We start from the raw sequence: 13,212 nt of genomic DNA on the forward strand, positions 1-13,212 counted from the left end.
GGCCATTGGGACGCCATCAGCATAGGCGGCTATACTGGGCCAGACTTACCAATTCACGACACCGCCATGCCTTCCTCGCTATCCACACCGGGTTACGGCGTGCGCAGCGGCGCGCTGATGGGCTGGCGCCCCCTGGTGGAGAGCCTGGGCGGCGAGCCCCTGGCGTTGCTGCGCGATCACGGCCTGTCGCCGGACCTGCTCGGCGACCCGGACGCCATCATGCCGGTGGCCCGCTTCGCCGCGCTGCTGGGCGGCTGTGCCCGGCATCTGCGGTGCCCGGATTTCGGTCTGCGCATGGCGGACGGGCAGGGCATGGCCATGCTTGGCGCCCTGGGCAAGCTGATCCAGGACAGCCCCGGGCCGGAGGCCGGGCTGGCGGTGCTGCAGCGGCACATCGCGCTGCACAACCAGGGCGAGTACTGGAGCAGCCAGGTCACCGCCGGCCGCTTGTACGTGTACCGCTTCGAGTTGTTCGACGATGATCTGGACCGGCGCGTCTACCGGGAGCTGTCCGTGGGCGCCTGCCTGCGCCTGATCCAGGAACTGATCGGCCGTGACATCAAGCCATCGCGGGTGGCTCTGAGCCATCGGCCGCTGGCCGCCCCGGCCCGGTACCGACGTTTTTTCGCGGCGCCGGTGTCCTTCAACGAGGAGCAGGATGTGCTGGTGTTCGACGCCGCCATTCTGCGCCGCCGGCTGGTGCCCGCCAGCGATGCCCTGAACCGCTATCTGGACGGCTACATCCAGCGGCTGATCCACGAGACCGGCGACGACCTGGCGCGCCAGGTGCGTGCCCTGATCAGCCAGACCCTGCCCGCCGGCCGGCACGATCTGGAGCACATCGCCACCTTGCTGGGTTTGCACCCGCGTACCCTGCAGCGGCGGCTGCGGGGGCAGGGCGCCGGGTTCAACACCCTGCTCACGGAAACCCGCATGGCGGCGGCCCGCTGGCACCTGGCCGCGTCCACCATTCCGGTGACCCTGCTGGCGGGTTTGCTGGGCTACGCCAACGTCAGCGCCTTCTCCCGGGCCTTCCTTCGGGTGCACGGTTGCCCGCCCCGCCGCTGGCGGCGCGACCACGCGGTGGTGGGCCCTGGCCGGCGGGACGCCGGCGCTATGCTATGATTTGCGCCCCGGTCCGCCGGGTCCGTGCAACCGACGTTCGTGCAACCGACAGAGAAAGCTGATGAGTGAATTGCCCGCTTGCCCCCAGTGCAACTCCCCCTATACCTACGAAGACGGCGCCATGTTCGTGTGCCCGGAATGCGCCCACGAATGGAACGCCGCCGACCAGCAGGCCGCCGCCGAAGCGGACCTGATCAAGGACGCCAACGGCAATGTGCTCAGCGATGGCGACACCGTCACCGTGATCAAGGACCTGAAGATCAAGGGCTCGTCCTCGGTGGTGAAGGTGGGTACCAAGGTCAAGGGCATCCGCCTGGTGGGCGGCGACCATGACATCGATTGCCGCATCGACGGCATCGGCGCCATGAAGTTGAAGTCCGAGTTCGTCAAGAAAGTCTGAGCCGGCGGCGGGTCGCCATCGGCGCGGCCTTTCGCCATCATAGGAAGCCTTGGCGGCGCCGCCCGTTCCAACCCCGCGCGGGACGTTTTATGGTGCCGGGTCCGGCTTCGCGCCGCTTCGTTTCTGAACGGGAGAGCAGTTCATGTCCGACGATACCTATACGCCGCCGAAGGTCTGGAAATGGGAAGCCGCCAGCGGCGGCAAGTTCGCCAGCATCAACCGGCCCATCGCCGGCGCCACCCACGACAAGGAACTGCCGGTGGGCAAGCACCCGCTGCAGCTCTATTCCCTGGCCACGCCCAACGGCGTCAAGGTCACGGTGATGCTGGAGGAGCTGCTGGCCCTGGGGCATGAGGGCGCCGAGTACGACGCCTGGTTGATCAACATTGGCGAGGGCGACCAGTTCGGCAGCGGCTTCGTGGAGATCAACCCCAACTCCAAGATCCCGGCCATGATGGACCACGGCGTGACGCCGCCGCGCCGGGTGTTCGAGACCGCCTCCATCGTGCTTTACCTGGCGGAAAAATTCGGAGCCCTGATTCCCGCCGACCCGGCGGTGCGCACCGAGTGCATGAACTGGCTGTTCTGGCAGCAGGGCGCGGCGCCCTTCCTGGGCGGCGGCTTCGGGCACTTCTACGCCTACGCGCCGGAGAAGTACAAGTACCCCATCGACCGCTACACCATGGAAGTGAAGCGCCAGCTCGACGTGCTCGACCGGCGCCTGGCCGACAACGCCTACCTGGCCGGCGACGAGTACTCCATCGCCGATGTGGCCACCTGGCCCTGGTACGGCCAGCTGGTGCTGGGGCGGCTCTACGACGCCGCCGAGTTCCTGGACGTGACGTCCTACAAGAACGTGCTGCGCTGGGCCGAGGACATCGACGCCCGTCCTGCGGTTCAGCGCGGCCGCATGGTGAACCGGGCCTTCGGTGATCCCGCCTCGCAACTCCGCGAACGTCACGACGCCAGCGACTTCGAGACCCGGACCCAGGACAAGATCGGCGACGGTGGCTGATATCGCCATGCCTCTGCTTGTCTATCCCCGCCAGGGCATCGGCGCCGCGCGCCTGGGGGATTCCCCCCGGGCGGTGCGCGAGGCGGTGGGCACGCGGGTGGAATCGACCCCGGCCTATGAGCGCTTCGGGGTTCGTTTCCCGGCTCGGGACCTGTTCCACGGTGGCGCCCTGGCGGTGCACTACGACCGTGACGAAAGGGCGGAATGGATCGCCGCCACCGACCCGCTGCCGCTGCGCTACCAGGGCCTGGATCTGTTCCAGGCCGGCGCCGACACCGTGCTCGCTCACCTGGCCCGTTTCGGCCCGGTGGAGGAGGACGCGGAGGAACCCGGGCGCGCCTTTCGGGTGCCCACCCTGGGCCTGAGCCTGTGGCGCCAGGAAGACCCGGCGGTATTGAAAAGGGCGCTGGCGGAGGCGCACGGCGAAGGCGAGCGGCGTTCCCTGCGCGGCGACCTGGCCCGGGCCGCCTTTTTCCAGCAGGTGGCGGTGTACGCCGATGAATGACACCGACCGCGCCCATCTGGCGCATTGCATCGATCTGGCCGAGCAGGCCCTGGACGCCGGTGACCAGCCGTTCGGTTCGCTGCTGGTGGACGGGGACGGCACGGTGCTGTTCACCGCCCGCAACCGGGCGGGCGGCGGCGACCACACCCGCCATCCGGAATTCGAGATCGCCCGCTGGGCCGCCGAACACCTGTCCCCGGAGCGGCGCGCCCGCACCACCGTCTACACCTCCGGGGAACACTGCCCCATGTGCGCCGCCGCCCACGCCTGGGTGGGCCTGGGCCCCATCGTTTACGCCAGCTCCGGCGAGCAGTTGCGCGCCTGGCGGGCGGAATGGGGCCTGCCGCCGTCGCCGGTGGCCGGCCTGTCGATCCGGCAGGTGGCACCGGGCGTGCCGGTCACCGGCCCGGTGCCGGATCTGGCCGAGAAGGTGCGCGCCTTGCACCGTCGGTATCGCGGCTGAAGCGGTGCGCCGGATGCCCCCTAACCGCGCCGATTACCGAGTGCTTTCTCCAATGCCATGAGCGTGTCCACGTAGCCCACGAAGCGTTCCAGGTATTCCGGTGCCAGCTCGTGGAGCTGGTCCAGGGCGCGGACCACCTGGCGGTGGGAGTTGAGCGGGCCGGCATCGCCGGTGGGTTGCGCCAGGGCGGCGTCGATCCGCTGGGCGGTGCGCTGCCGGGCGTGGCGGGCGCGGATCTCGGCGGCGGCTTTCAGGTCCCGTTTGGGCGCGGCGTCGTCCTGCCCCTGGTGGTGGGCGCGCAGGCGCTGGTGCTGCTCGTGGAGCAGGGCGTCCAGCGGCGAGGCGTCGGCGGGCGCGGCCGAGGTGTCGTCGGCGGCGCCGAGGTGACGGACCAGCTCGGCCAGGGGCGAGGGGCCGCCGCTGGCGCTGTCCGCCAGGCGCCGGGCGGCGTGGTGCTCGCCCCGTTCGCCGAGCGCCTGAAGACGGGCGCGCCGGGCCGGGTCGTCGCACTGCTCGATGAGCGCGTCGGTGTGGCGGCGGGCCGCCTGCAGAGCCTGTTCCAGCGTCGCCAGTTGCTGCTCCAGCTTTTGCCGGGTGCCGGCCAGGCCGGGCCGGTGGTCGCCGTCCAGGCGGCGGGCCAGGGCGTCCAGATAATGAAAGCGCACCGGGTCGAAGCGTTCGGCGCCCTGCTCGCGCAGGGCGTCCAGGCGCTCGCCCGGGGGCGCGCTGGCGTGGTCATTCATCGCCGTGGTCCTGGCGCGGCACGGTGGTGATTTCCACGCGCCGGTTCCGGGCCCGGGCGTCGTCGTCGGTGTTCGGGGTCACCGGCTGGTTGTCGCCGAAGGCGGCGGCGAACAGCCGCTCCTCCGGCAGGCCCTGGTCGATCAGGGTGCGGGTCACGGTGAGGGCGCGTTGCGCCGACAGGCCCCAGTTGTCGCTGTAGCGGAGGTTGCCCTTCTGGATCGCCAGGTCGTCGGTGAAGCCGCTGACCATGAGCAGCTCGTCGTGCTCGCTCAGGTATTGCTTGAGCGGCGCCACCAGGCTTCGCAGCAGGGCTTCGCCGTCGCTTTGCAGGCGGTCGGAGTTGATCGCGAACAGCACGCTGCCGTTGATGCCGATGCGGCCGTTCTGGAACGAGATGCGGCCGCTGGCGAGCGGATCGGCGAGCGCCTCTTCCAGGGCCTGGCGGCGCTGCTGCTCGGCCTGCAGCTTGGCGCGCTCCTCTTGCAGGGACTGGCTGAGCTCCAGCTGGATGCCGATCACCCACACCAGAATCAGCACGAAGATGCCCACCAGGGCGGCCATCAGATCCGAAAAGATGGCCCACACCGGGGTCGCCTGGGTGTCGCCGTGATGGTCCATCAGTCCGCCCCGGAGGAAGCCGGCGCGTCACCGACCCGGCCCAGGGCGTCGATCACGTCCTTCTGGGCGCCCAGGCTCAGGTCGATCACCTCGCGGGCCTGTTCCACGTAGTAGGCGAGCTGTTCGTCGCTGCGCTCGGCGGAGCGGGCCAGGGCCTCTTCCACGCGCTGCAGGGTCGCCAGCAGGCCCTCGTTGGCCTCGCCGAAGCGGGCCACGGCGGCGCCGAAGGCCTCGCCCAGGCTGGCCACTTCCTTGGCGCCACCGGTGAGGTCGCCGGCCAGGGTTTCCAGTTGCGTGCTTTGTTGTTCCACCTGGGCGGTGAAGGTGTCGCTCACCGCGCGCAGGGCGCCGCCGGCGTCCACGATCAGGCTTTCCACCGCCTCGCGCTGGGCCTCGGCGGCCTGGCGCTGGGCGCCCAGCAGGCGGTCCAGTTCGCTGACCAGGCGCTGGCGCTCTTCCAGCAGAGTGTTGTCGCGCTCACTGTTGCGGGTCATTTCCGCGCGCAGTTCGTTGATTACCTCGGCGGCGGCCTTGGGGGTTTCCGAGGCGGTTTCGATCAATCGGGTCATGGGCGCTTCCAGGGCCGTGCCCAGCTCGGTGAGGTGGCGGGCGGCGGTGGCTTCCAGCTCCGCCAGCCGCTGGCCGGCGGCCTCGCCGCGGGCCTGCTCCTGGTCGCGCAGGGCGGCCAGCTCCTCGCCGGTGCGGGCGGTGAGCTGGTCCAGGCCGCGCTGTTGCCCGTCCAGCAGTTCCCGCACGGCGCCCTGGAAGGCGTCCCGGTGGCCCTGGAGGGTGGCGCCGGCGTCGCGCAGCAGGTCGGTGGCCTGTTGTCGCAGGGCGTCCTGTCCCTGGCGCTGGCCCTCCAGCAGCTCGGCGGTGGTGGCCTGGAAGGCGTCGCCGTGGCGGGCCAGGGCCTGGTCCAGGCCGGCCACCAGTTCCGCGGCGGCCTGGCCCTGTTGTTCCAGGCCCTCCCGCCATTGCCGGGCGGCCTGGTCGATGCTGGCCTGGAAGCCTTCGGCGGTGCGCGCCAGTTGCTCCTGGTGGCGGCTGGCCTGCTCCGCCTGTTGCTCGCGGCCGTGTTCGATCATCGCCTGGTTGTCGGCGCGCAGGCGCTCGGCGGTGTCTTCCAGGGTGCGGGCCAGGTGTTCGGCGGTGTCCGCTTGCTGGCGGTTCTGTTCCGCCAGGCCGTCGCGCCAGGCATCGGCGGCCTGGCGGGTGGTGTGCTCGAAGCGCTCGCTGAGCGCCGCCAGTTGTTGTTCATGGGCCTGGCGGCCCTCGGCCAGGCCCTGGCGCCAGTGCTCGCCGAGGCCGGCCAGGTGCTGTTCGGTGACCTCGCCGAGCCGTTCCTGGGTGCGTTCGCTCTGTGCCTGGAGGCGGCCCATGGCGTCTTCCATCACCGGCCGCATGCCTTCGGCGGCGAGCCGGGCGCTGTCGCCCAGGTGCTGTTGCAGCCGCTCGCCCAGGGTGTCCGCCAGGGTGCGGTACTCCTCCCCCATGCGGGCGTGGAAGCGCTCCTGGTTGTCGCTGAGGTTGCCGGCCAGGCGTTCGCCCAGGGCGTCCAGGCGACCGGTAAGCGCTTCCAGTTGCTCGACCACGGCGGGGAAGGCGTCGGACTGGGCGCGCAGGGCCTGGAAGGCGTCGTGTTGCTGCTGCTTGAGCGAAAAGGGCCGTAGCTCGCGGCTGATCGTGCCGTCCAGCTCGCGGCTGGCCAGGGTGCGGTCGCGGCGGCACAGGGTGGCGGCCAGGCCCAGCATGGCGGAGGCGGCCACGCCGGCGATGGAGGTGCCGAAGGCGAGGCTGAGGCCGGCGATGGGCGCCGCCAGGGCGCTTTGAATGGCCTGCAGGTCGGCGCCGCCGTCCAGGGCGGTGACCGCCCCCTGCAGGGTCACGGTCATGCCGATGAAGGTGCCCAGCAGGCCCAGCATCACCAGCAGGCCGGACAGGTACGGGGTGAGCATGGGGCCGGGCAGGGCCACCGCCTCGCCTTCGATGCGCCGCCGCACGGCGCCGCGCAGCCCCGCCGGCAAGCTCGCCAGCCAGCCGCCCAGGGCCTGTTCGTCATCGGGGGTGGAGGCCAGGTTCTCGCGCAGGCGGTCGGTGGCCCGGCGGAAGCGCAGCAACTCCAGGAAGCCGAAACCGTAAACCAGGGCGATCAGCAGGGTGGCGAGCAGCGCCACCGGCTGGCCGGCGAGAAAACCGAGCCCCACCCACAGCACCGTGGCGGCGCCCAGGATGAAGGCCAGAACGAAGAGAAAACGTGTCATGTGCGGTCGCGTACCTCGTTATGCAAAGCGTCCAGCAGGCCGCGCGGCGGCTCCAGCCGGGCTTCCAGTTCGGCGAGCAGCAGCAGCTGCATCTCCTGGCAAAAGCGGTGCAGCCAGCCGCCCGGCGCCATCCAGGCCTGGGGATCGTCGGCGTCGTCGTGCAGCAGGCTGCGCTGTTCGTCCGGCTTGAGCGCGTCGAAGCGCCGGGCCAGCAATTTGGGGATGGCGCCGAAACAGCGCCGCGCCCAGGCGGTGAGGGTGGCATCGAACACCGCGTCCAGCTCCGCCAGCCGGGCGGCCTCCGGCCCGCAATCCGCCAGGGCGCCGCGCAGCCGCGCGCGCACCGGTTGCAGGCCGGCGGTGAGCTGGCGCTGGCGGGCCACGTAGAACGCCTGGTAGGGCTCGAAGTCCGCCTGGGGCGCCGGCAGGCCGTTGCGGGTGCCCAACTGCTCCGGCTCGAACGCCCGGGTCAGGCCGGCCAGCAACTTGTCGCGGGCCTTGTCCAGGTCGCCGCGCAGCCGCTGGAGGTCCTTGTCGCCGGCCAGGAAGGGGCCGCCGGCGCGGTGGGCGTTGGCGGCGTCCAGGGCCACGGTGTCCGACAGATCGAACAGCCGCCCCAAGCGTTCGGCGAAGTCGCCGTCGGGCTGGCCGTCGAGCAGTTGCAGCTCGCCCAGCAGGCGCGCCAGCCGGCCGCCCGGATAGGATGCTTGTGGAAGGCTGTGCATGCCGTTGCTCATCGCTGCCACCCTGGCCGGATCACGGGCCCGGCGGGGTCCGTCAGCGGGCCCCGGCCGGGCGAAGCGGCACATTCTAATCAGGAACGGCCGGCGATGATAATGCCGCGCCGCCGGGCACCGGCCGGCGCCCGGGAATCCTCAGGCCACCGCCAGGTCCCGGGGGAAGCGGCGGATGCGCAGGGTGAGCAGCAGGGCCCCCAGCAGCGCCGCGCAGGTGAAGCCCACCGCCAAGTGGAAACCGCCGCTGAATTCGATCAGCGCGCCGGCGATGGCCGGGCCCAGGAACTGGCCGGTGGCGAAGAACACGGTGACGTAGCTGAAGGCGATGGGGATGAAGCGCGGCGCCACCTGGTCGGTGCTGGCGGCCTGGATCATGGTGAATACGCCGTTCACCGCGCAGCCCATCAGCAGGAAATGGGCGAAGAACACCGGCAGCCCCTGGTCCAGCAGCGGCAGGCCCATGGCCAGGGTGACCACGGCGGTGGCCAGGGTGAGGGCATTGCCGCGCCCCCAGATGTCCGACAGCGAGCCCCACAGCGGGCCGCTGGCCACCGACAGCAGGCCGGACATGGCCATCAGCCAGCCGGCCACGTCGTCACCGTGGCCGGCTTCCACCACATAGCTGACCATGAAGATGGACTGGATGATGTAGACCATGCCGATGACGCCATAGACGGTGGCCATGGTGATCACCCGGGGGTGGCGGTAGATGCGCCATTTGTCCGCCGGCGCCGGCCGTTGCGGATCGTCGCTGCCCAACGGTTCAGGATCGCGCACCGCGATCAGCACCAGGGCCACGGCCACCGCCGAGAAGGCGGCGAACAGCCCCCAGGCGAAACGCCAGCCATGGTCGCCGAAGGCGTCGGACAGCCAGGGCACCAGCAGGCCGGTACCGAACAGGCCGGCGCCGACGCCGGCGCCCATGCAGCCGATCACCAGGCCGCGCCGCTCCGGGTACCAGGTGGCCAGCAGCGAAACCATGGGTGCGAAGCAGAAGGCGGTGCCCAGCCCCAGCAGACCCATCAGGCCGAGGATCCAGCGGTAATCGGAGGCCACCGCCAGGCCGGCGAAACCGAAAGTGAGAATGAACAGGCCCAGGGCCACGGCATTGCGCGCCCCCCAGCGGCCCGCCGCGACCCCGCCCACCAGTACGAACAGCAGATAGCCCAGGGCGGTGACGGTGCCCAGGTTGCCGGCCTGGCGGTAGCTGAGCCCCAGGTCCTCGCGCATGGGTGGCAGGATCACGCCGTAGGCCAGCCGCGCGAACACGATCGCCACCAGCGCCGTGAGAATGCCGCCGGTGACCATGATCAGGGCATTGGGGCGGTGCGGCGGTGGCGTGACCAGTGACATGCGGGCTTCCAGACGGTGGCGGCGCGAAAAGGGCGCACTACTCTAGCGCATTGCCAGGTGCGAACCCATCCTGTCCGCTTTCCCGCGTCGGGGGCTACAATCACCCTGTTGACCCTTCACGAGGAGATGGAAACGATGACGACGCTGTTCATGGACGGTTTCGGCCGTCACTGGTGGTTGCTGGTGCTCTACGGCGTGCTCGGTGTGCTGGTCGGCCTGTACGCCATGGTCTCCCCCCTGGAGGCGGCCGTGGCCCTGGCCTGGGCGATCGGTGTTCTGGCCCTGGCCGAGGGCGTGGTGGGGCTGGCGGCCCTGTTCGCCAACGGCGCCGTGGCGGGGCGCGGCTGGATGCTGTTCTACGCGCTGGTTTCGCTGCTGTTCGGGTTGCTGGCGGTGACCAATCCGGCGGCCACCGCCGGGGCCCTGCTGCTGGTGCTGGCGTGCTGGTTCGTGGTCGCCGGGGTGTTCCGGGTGCTGTTCGCCTTCCAGATCCGCCGCCATGTGCGGGGCGAGTGGGTGATCGCCGTTACCGGGCTGCTGGGCATCGTGCTGGGCGGTTTGTTCCTGGCCAAGCCCCTGGCCGGCCTGGTGGTGGCGACCATCTGGTTCGGCGTCGGCATGCTGATCTACGGCGTGCTGCAGATCGTCGCCGGCCTGCGCCTCAGAAGCCTGCACAACCGCGCTTTTTAGTCGCGCGGTTTTGTTCGCGGGCCCGGCGCCCGCCATGGCTTGCATTCAGCGGCGCGAGGGTGTGTTGTTGAGGGGAAATCACGTCACGGAGGTGTGCCATGGCGACCGGATGGGCCCCGGAAGGTGCGGTGCAGGATCAGATCGACAGCACGGTGGATTCGTCAGTGGAGTACGCCCGCAGCCGCCTGCCGGCGGGCGCCAGCCTGACCCATTGCGAGGAATGCGGCGAGCCGATTCCCGAGGCGCGCCGCCAGGCCCTGCCCGGCGTGCGCCTGTGCGTGCCCTGCCAGAGCGAGCACGACGACGACCTGCGCTCCGAAGGCTATAACCGGCGCGGCAGCAAGGACAGCCAACTGCGCTGAGTCAGGGCCAGTGCCAGGTGGGGCGCGTCAGCAGCCCCAGCGCCGGCACCCGGGTTTCCCCCAGTTCCTTTTCCAGCTGAAACCCGGAGCAGTCCGGCGCCTCATTCAGCGCCGCCACCAGCCGGGTGGCGTGGCTGATCACCCAGATCTGGCTCTGTTCGGCGGCGGCCACGATCAGCCGCGCCAGGGCGGGCAGCAGGTCCGGGTGCAGGCTGTTCTCCGGCTCGTTGAGGACCATCAGCGACGGCGGACGGGGCGTGAGCAAAGCCGCCACCAGCAGCAGGTAACGGAGGGTGCCGTCGGACAGCTCGGCGGCGGTGAGCGGGCGCAGCAGGCCGTGCTGATGGAATTCCAGGCGCAGGCGGCCGTCCGGTTGCGCCTCGATGCCCAGGCGCGCGCCGGGGAAGGCGTCCTCGATGGCCGCGTCCAGGGCGGCGCCATCGCCGATCTCGCGGATGGTCTGCAGGGCGGCGGCCAGATCCCGGCCATCGTGGTGCAGCACCGGAGTGCGCGTCCCCAGGCGGGTTTGCCGGGCCGGCGCGCCGGCGTCGGTGCGGAAGTGGTCGTAGAAGCGCCAGCCGCGAATGCGTTCGCGCAGGGCCACCACCTCCGGTGTGGCGCGGGCGTCCGCCACCTGGCTGAACAGGCTGTCGAAGCTGTTCAGGTGCTCGCTGAGCACCCGCCAGCCGTGGTCGTCGCGGGCTTTCACCATGGGGCCCTGGCGTTCCACCAGCAGCGCCGCCGGGCGCAACGCCGGCCCGGCCCAGATCATTTCCCGTTTGATCTCCGGGTCCAGGTTGAACACCGTGCGGCTGTCCGGTTGTGGCAGGCCCAGCTCGATGAGATAACCGAAATCCTCGCCGGCGAAGCCCAGCCGCAGGCGCCGGGGCCCCTGGCGCGGCCCGCCTTGCACCGGCGCGGTGCCGTCACGCATGGCCCGGGTCAGGGTTTCCGGGCCGGCCCAGAAGGTGGATTCCAGACCACCCTCGTGGGCCAGAGCCGACACCACATCGTCCCGGGCGGTGGCGGCCAGCAGTCGCAACGCCCGATAGAGATTGGACTTGCCGCTGCCGTTGGCGCCGGTCACCACATTGAGCGGCCCCAGAGGCAGAGCCAGATCGAGCACCGAACGGTAGTTGTTGATCGCCAATGTGGTCAGCATCCCTTGACCTCCGCCCCGTGAAAACAGTGCGCAGCTTAGCACCATTGCCACTGGTTCACAGGGGCGCCACCGGTTAGACCACGGTGGCGGCGTGGCGGCCGGCGCGGCGCCCGGAGAAGATGCAGCCGCCCAGGAAAGTGCCCTCCAGGGCGTTGTAGCCGTGGTAGCCGCCGCCGCCGAAGCCGGCCACTTCACCGGCGGCGTACAGGCCGGCCACCGGGTCGCCGGCGTCGTCGAGCACCTGGCCGTCCACGTTGGTGTGCAGGCCGCCCAGGGTCTTGCGGGTGAGGATGTGCAGGCGCACGGCGATCAGCGGGCCGTGTTTCGGGTCCAGGATCTTGTGCGGTTTGGCGGCGCGGAACAGCTTGTCGCCCAGGTAGTGGCGGGCGCCGTGGATGGCGGTGATCTGGGCGTCCTTGGCGTAGGGGTTGTCCATCTGGTTGTCGCGGGCGGTGAGCTCCGCGAGCAGGCGCCCGTGGTCGATGCGGTTCTCGCCAGTGAGCCGGTTCATGCCGTCCACCAGGGTCTTCAGGTCATTGGCCACCACGAAGTCCTCGCCGTGTTGCTTGAACGCTTCCACCGGCGGCGGCGCGCCCTTGCCCAGGCGGCTCTTGAGCACTTCCTTCCATTGCCCGGAGGTCATGTCCGGGTTCTGTTCCGAGCCGGACAGGGCGAATTCCTTTTCGATGATCGACTGGTCGAGCACGAACCAGGAGTAGTCGTGGCCGCTGCGCAGGATTTCCTTGAGCGTGGCCAGGGTGTCGTAGCCGGGCAGGCAGGGTGCCGGCAGGCGCCGGCCGTTGGCGTCGAACCACATGGACGAGGGCCCGGGAATGATGCGGATGCCGTGGGCCGGCCAGATCGGGTTCCAGTTCTTCATGCCCTCGGTGTAATGCCACATGCGGTCGCTGTTGATCACCGCCGCGCCGGCCTCCCGGGTGATGGCGATCATGCGCCCGTCCACATGGTGGGGCACGCCGGAGAGCATGTGCGCCGGCGGTTCGCCGAGCCGGTCCTCGGGCCAGTATTCGCGCACCAGATCGTGGTTGCCGCCGATGCCGCCGGAGGTCACCAGCACGGCGCCGGCGTGGAATTCGAACGCGTCGATCGGGTCCCGGGAGGAGCGCTCGCCTCGCTGCACGGAGCTGGGGGCGAGCATCTCGCCGGCCACGCCGGTGACGCGGCCATCGGCGGTCAGCACCCGGCTGACCCGGTGGCGCGCCTTGAGGGTGATGCGCCCGGCGTCCATGTGCTCGCGCACGCGGCGCTCGAACGGCGCCACCACGCCGGGGCCGGTGCCCCAGGTGATGTGGAAGCGCGGCACGGAATTGCCGTGGCCGGTGGCGGTGGAGCCGCCCCGTTCCGCCCAGCCCACCACCGGGAACCAGCGCATGCCCTGCTCATACAGCCAGGGCCGCATTTCGCCGGCGGCGAATTCCACGAACGCCTCGGCGGTCTTGCGCGGCCAGTAGTCCTCGTCGCGGTCGAAGCCGGCGCTGCCCAGCCAGTCCTGCAGGGCCAGCTCGGCGCTGTCCTTGATGCGCATGCGGCGCTGCTCCGGGCTGTCCACCAGGAACAGGCCGCCCAGGGACCAGTGGGCCTGGCCGCCCACGGAATTCTCTCCTTCCTGCTCGACGATCAGCACCGATTTGCCGGCGTCCGCCAGTTCCGCCGCGGCCACCAGCCCGGCCAGGCCGGCGCCCACCACGATCGCATCGCTGTTGTTGTCCATGATGATGCCCCTGGAAGGTTGCGAGGCCTTAAACCTAGCAGGTTT

General features: G+C 70.5%; 14 protein-coding genes. 7 read left to right on the top strand and 7 right to left on the bottom strand.

Annotated features, from left to right (window positions below; translation table 11 throughout):
* The first annotated feature begins 66 nt into the window (after positions 1-66).
* The 5 genes from HMJ39_RS09215 (at position 67) to HMJ39_RS09235 (ending at position 3,508) form a co-directional block, all read left to right on the top strand.
* On the top strand, positions 67-1,125 hold the full coding sequence (locus HMJ39_RS09215) for an AraC family transcriptional regulator (RefSeq protein ID WP_161385713.1): 1,059 nt from the start codon (positions 67-69) through the stop codon (positions 1,123-1,125).
* A gap of 61 nt (positions 1,126-1,186) precedes the next feature.
* On the top strand, positions 1,187-1,525 hold the full coding sequence (locus HMJ39_RS09220; protein WP_161385712.1) for a zinc ribbon domain-containing protein YjdM: 339 nt from the start codon (positions 1,187-1,189) through the stop codon (positions 1,523-1,525).
* 142 nt (positions 1,526-1,667) lie between these two features.
* On the top strand, positions 1,668-2,540 hold the full coding sequence (yghU, locus tag HMJ39_RS09225) for a glutathione-dependent disulfide-bond oxidoreductase (RefSeq protein WP_194297091.1): 873 nt from the start codon (positions 1,668-1,670) through the stop codon (positions 2,538-2,540).
* Positions 2,541-2,547: 7 nt separating this feature from the next.
* Positions 2,548-3,045 carry a hypothetical protein gene (locus HMJ39_RS09230; protein ID WP_161385710.1) on the top strand — a complete coding sequence of 166 codons (498 nt, stop codon included), beginning with the start codon at positions 2,548-2,550 and terminating at the stop codon, positions 3,043-3,045.
* Positions 3,038-3,508, top strand: coding sequence for a nucleoside deaminase (locus HMJ39_RS09235; RefSeq protein WP_194297092.1), 471 nt, complete (start codon positions 3,038-3,040; stop codon positions 3,506-3,508). The genes HMJ39_RS09230 and HMJ39_RS09235 overlap by 8 nt, the downstream gene beginning before the upstream one ends.
* Positions 3,509-3,528: 20 nt before the next feature.
* Here HMJ39_RS09235 and HMJ39_RS09240 read toward each other — a convergent pair whose 3' ends face one another.
* The 5 genes from HMJ39_RS09240 to HMJ39_RS09260 form a co-directional block, all read right to left on the bottom strand.
* Positions 3,529-4,251 (bottom strand): DUF2894 domain-containing protein, encoded by a 723-nt coding sequence (locus tag HMJ39_RS09240; RefSeq protein WP_194297093.1) that lies wholly within the window; start codon positions 4,249-4,251, stop codon positions 3,529-3,531.
* Positions 4,244-4,870 carry an OmpA family protein gene (locus HMJ39_RS09245; protein WP_161385707.1) on the bottom strand — a complete coding sequence of 209 codons (627 nt, stop codon included), beginning with the start codon at positions 4,868-4,870 and terminating at the stop codon, positions 4,244-4,246. The genes HMJ39_RS09240 and HMJ39_RS09245 overlap by 8 nt, the downstream gene beginning before the upstream one ends.
* Positions 4,870-7,131, bottom strand: a complete 2,262-nt coding sequence (locus tag HMJ39_RS09250) for a DUF802 domain-containing protein (protein ID WP_194297094.1) — start codon at positions 7,129-7,131, stop codon at positions 4,870-4,872. The genes HMJ39_RS09245 and HMJ39_RS09250 overlap by 1 nt, the downstream gene beginning before the upstream one ends.
* Positions 7,128-7,868: a DUF3348 family protein gene (locus HMJ39_RS09255; protein ID WP_194865583.1), complete on the bottom strand. Its 741-nt coding sequence runs from the start codon at positions 7,866-7,868 to the stop codon at positions 7,128-7,130. The genes HMJ39_RS09250 and HMJ39_RS09255 overlap by 4 nt, the downstream gene beginning before the upstream one ends.
* A 138-nt stretch (positions 7,869-8,006) precedes the next feature.
* Positions 8,007-9,221 (bottom strand): MFS transporter, encoded by a 1,215-nt coding sequence (locus tag HMJ39_RS09260; protein WP_161385704.1) that lies wholly within the window; start codon positions 9,219-9,221, stop codon positions 8,007-8,009.
* Positions 9,222-9,356: 135 nt separating this feature from the next.
* On the opposite strand from HMJ39_RS09260, the gene HMJ39_RS09265 reads away from it, so the two are divergent.
* Positions 9,357-9,911 carry an HdeD family acid-resistance protein gene (locus tag HMJ39_RS09265; RefSeq protein WP_161385703.1) on the top strand — a complete coding sequence of 185 codons (555 nt, stop codon included), beginning with the start codon at positions 9,357-9,359 and terminating at the stop codon, positions 9,909-9,911.
* Between the two features lie 98 nt (positions 9,912-10,009).
* Positions 10,010-10,273, top strand: a complete 264-nt coding sequence (locus HMJ39_RS09270) for a DksA/TraR family C4-type zinc finger protein (protein WP_161385702.1) — start codon at positions 10,010-10,012, stop codon at positions 10,271-10,273.
* Position 10,274: 1 nt separating this feature from the next.
* Here the strand turns inward: HMJ39_RS09270 and HMJ39_RS09275 are convergent, their stop codons facing one another.
* Both HMJ39_RS09275 and HMJ39_RS09280 read right to left on the bottom strand, forming a co-directional pair.
* A complete protein-coding gene (locus HMJ39_RS09275; RefSeq protein ID WP_194297096.1) occupies positions 10,275-11,435 on the bottom strand; it encodes an AAA family ATPase in 1,161 nt (386 codons plus the stop codon).
* A 73-nt stretch (positions 11,436-11,508) separates the two neighbouring features.
* Entirely contained in the window at positions 11,509-13,167 is a 1,659-nt protein-coding gene (locus HMJ39_RS09280) for an FAD-binding dehydrogenase (RefSeq protein ID WP_194297097.1), read from the bottom strand.
* Between the last annotated feature and the right edge of the window lie 45 nt (positions 13,168-13,212).

The organism is Alloalcanivorax profundimaris (assembly GCF_015265435.1).
Classification (GTDB): domain Bacteria; phylum Pseudomonadota; class Gammaproteobacteria; order Pseudomonadales; family Alcanivoracaceae; genus Alloalcanivorax; species Alloalcanivorax profundimaris.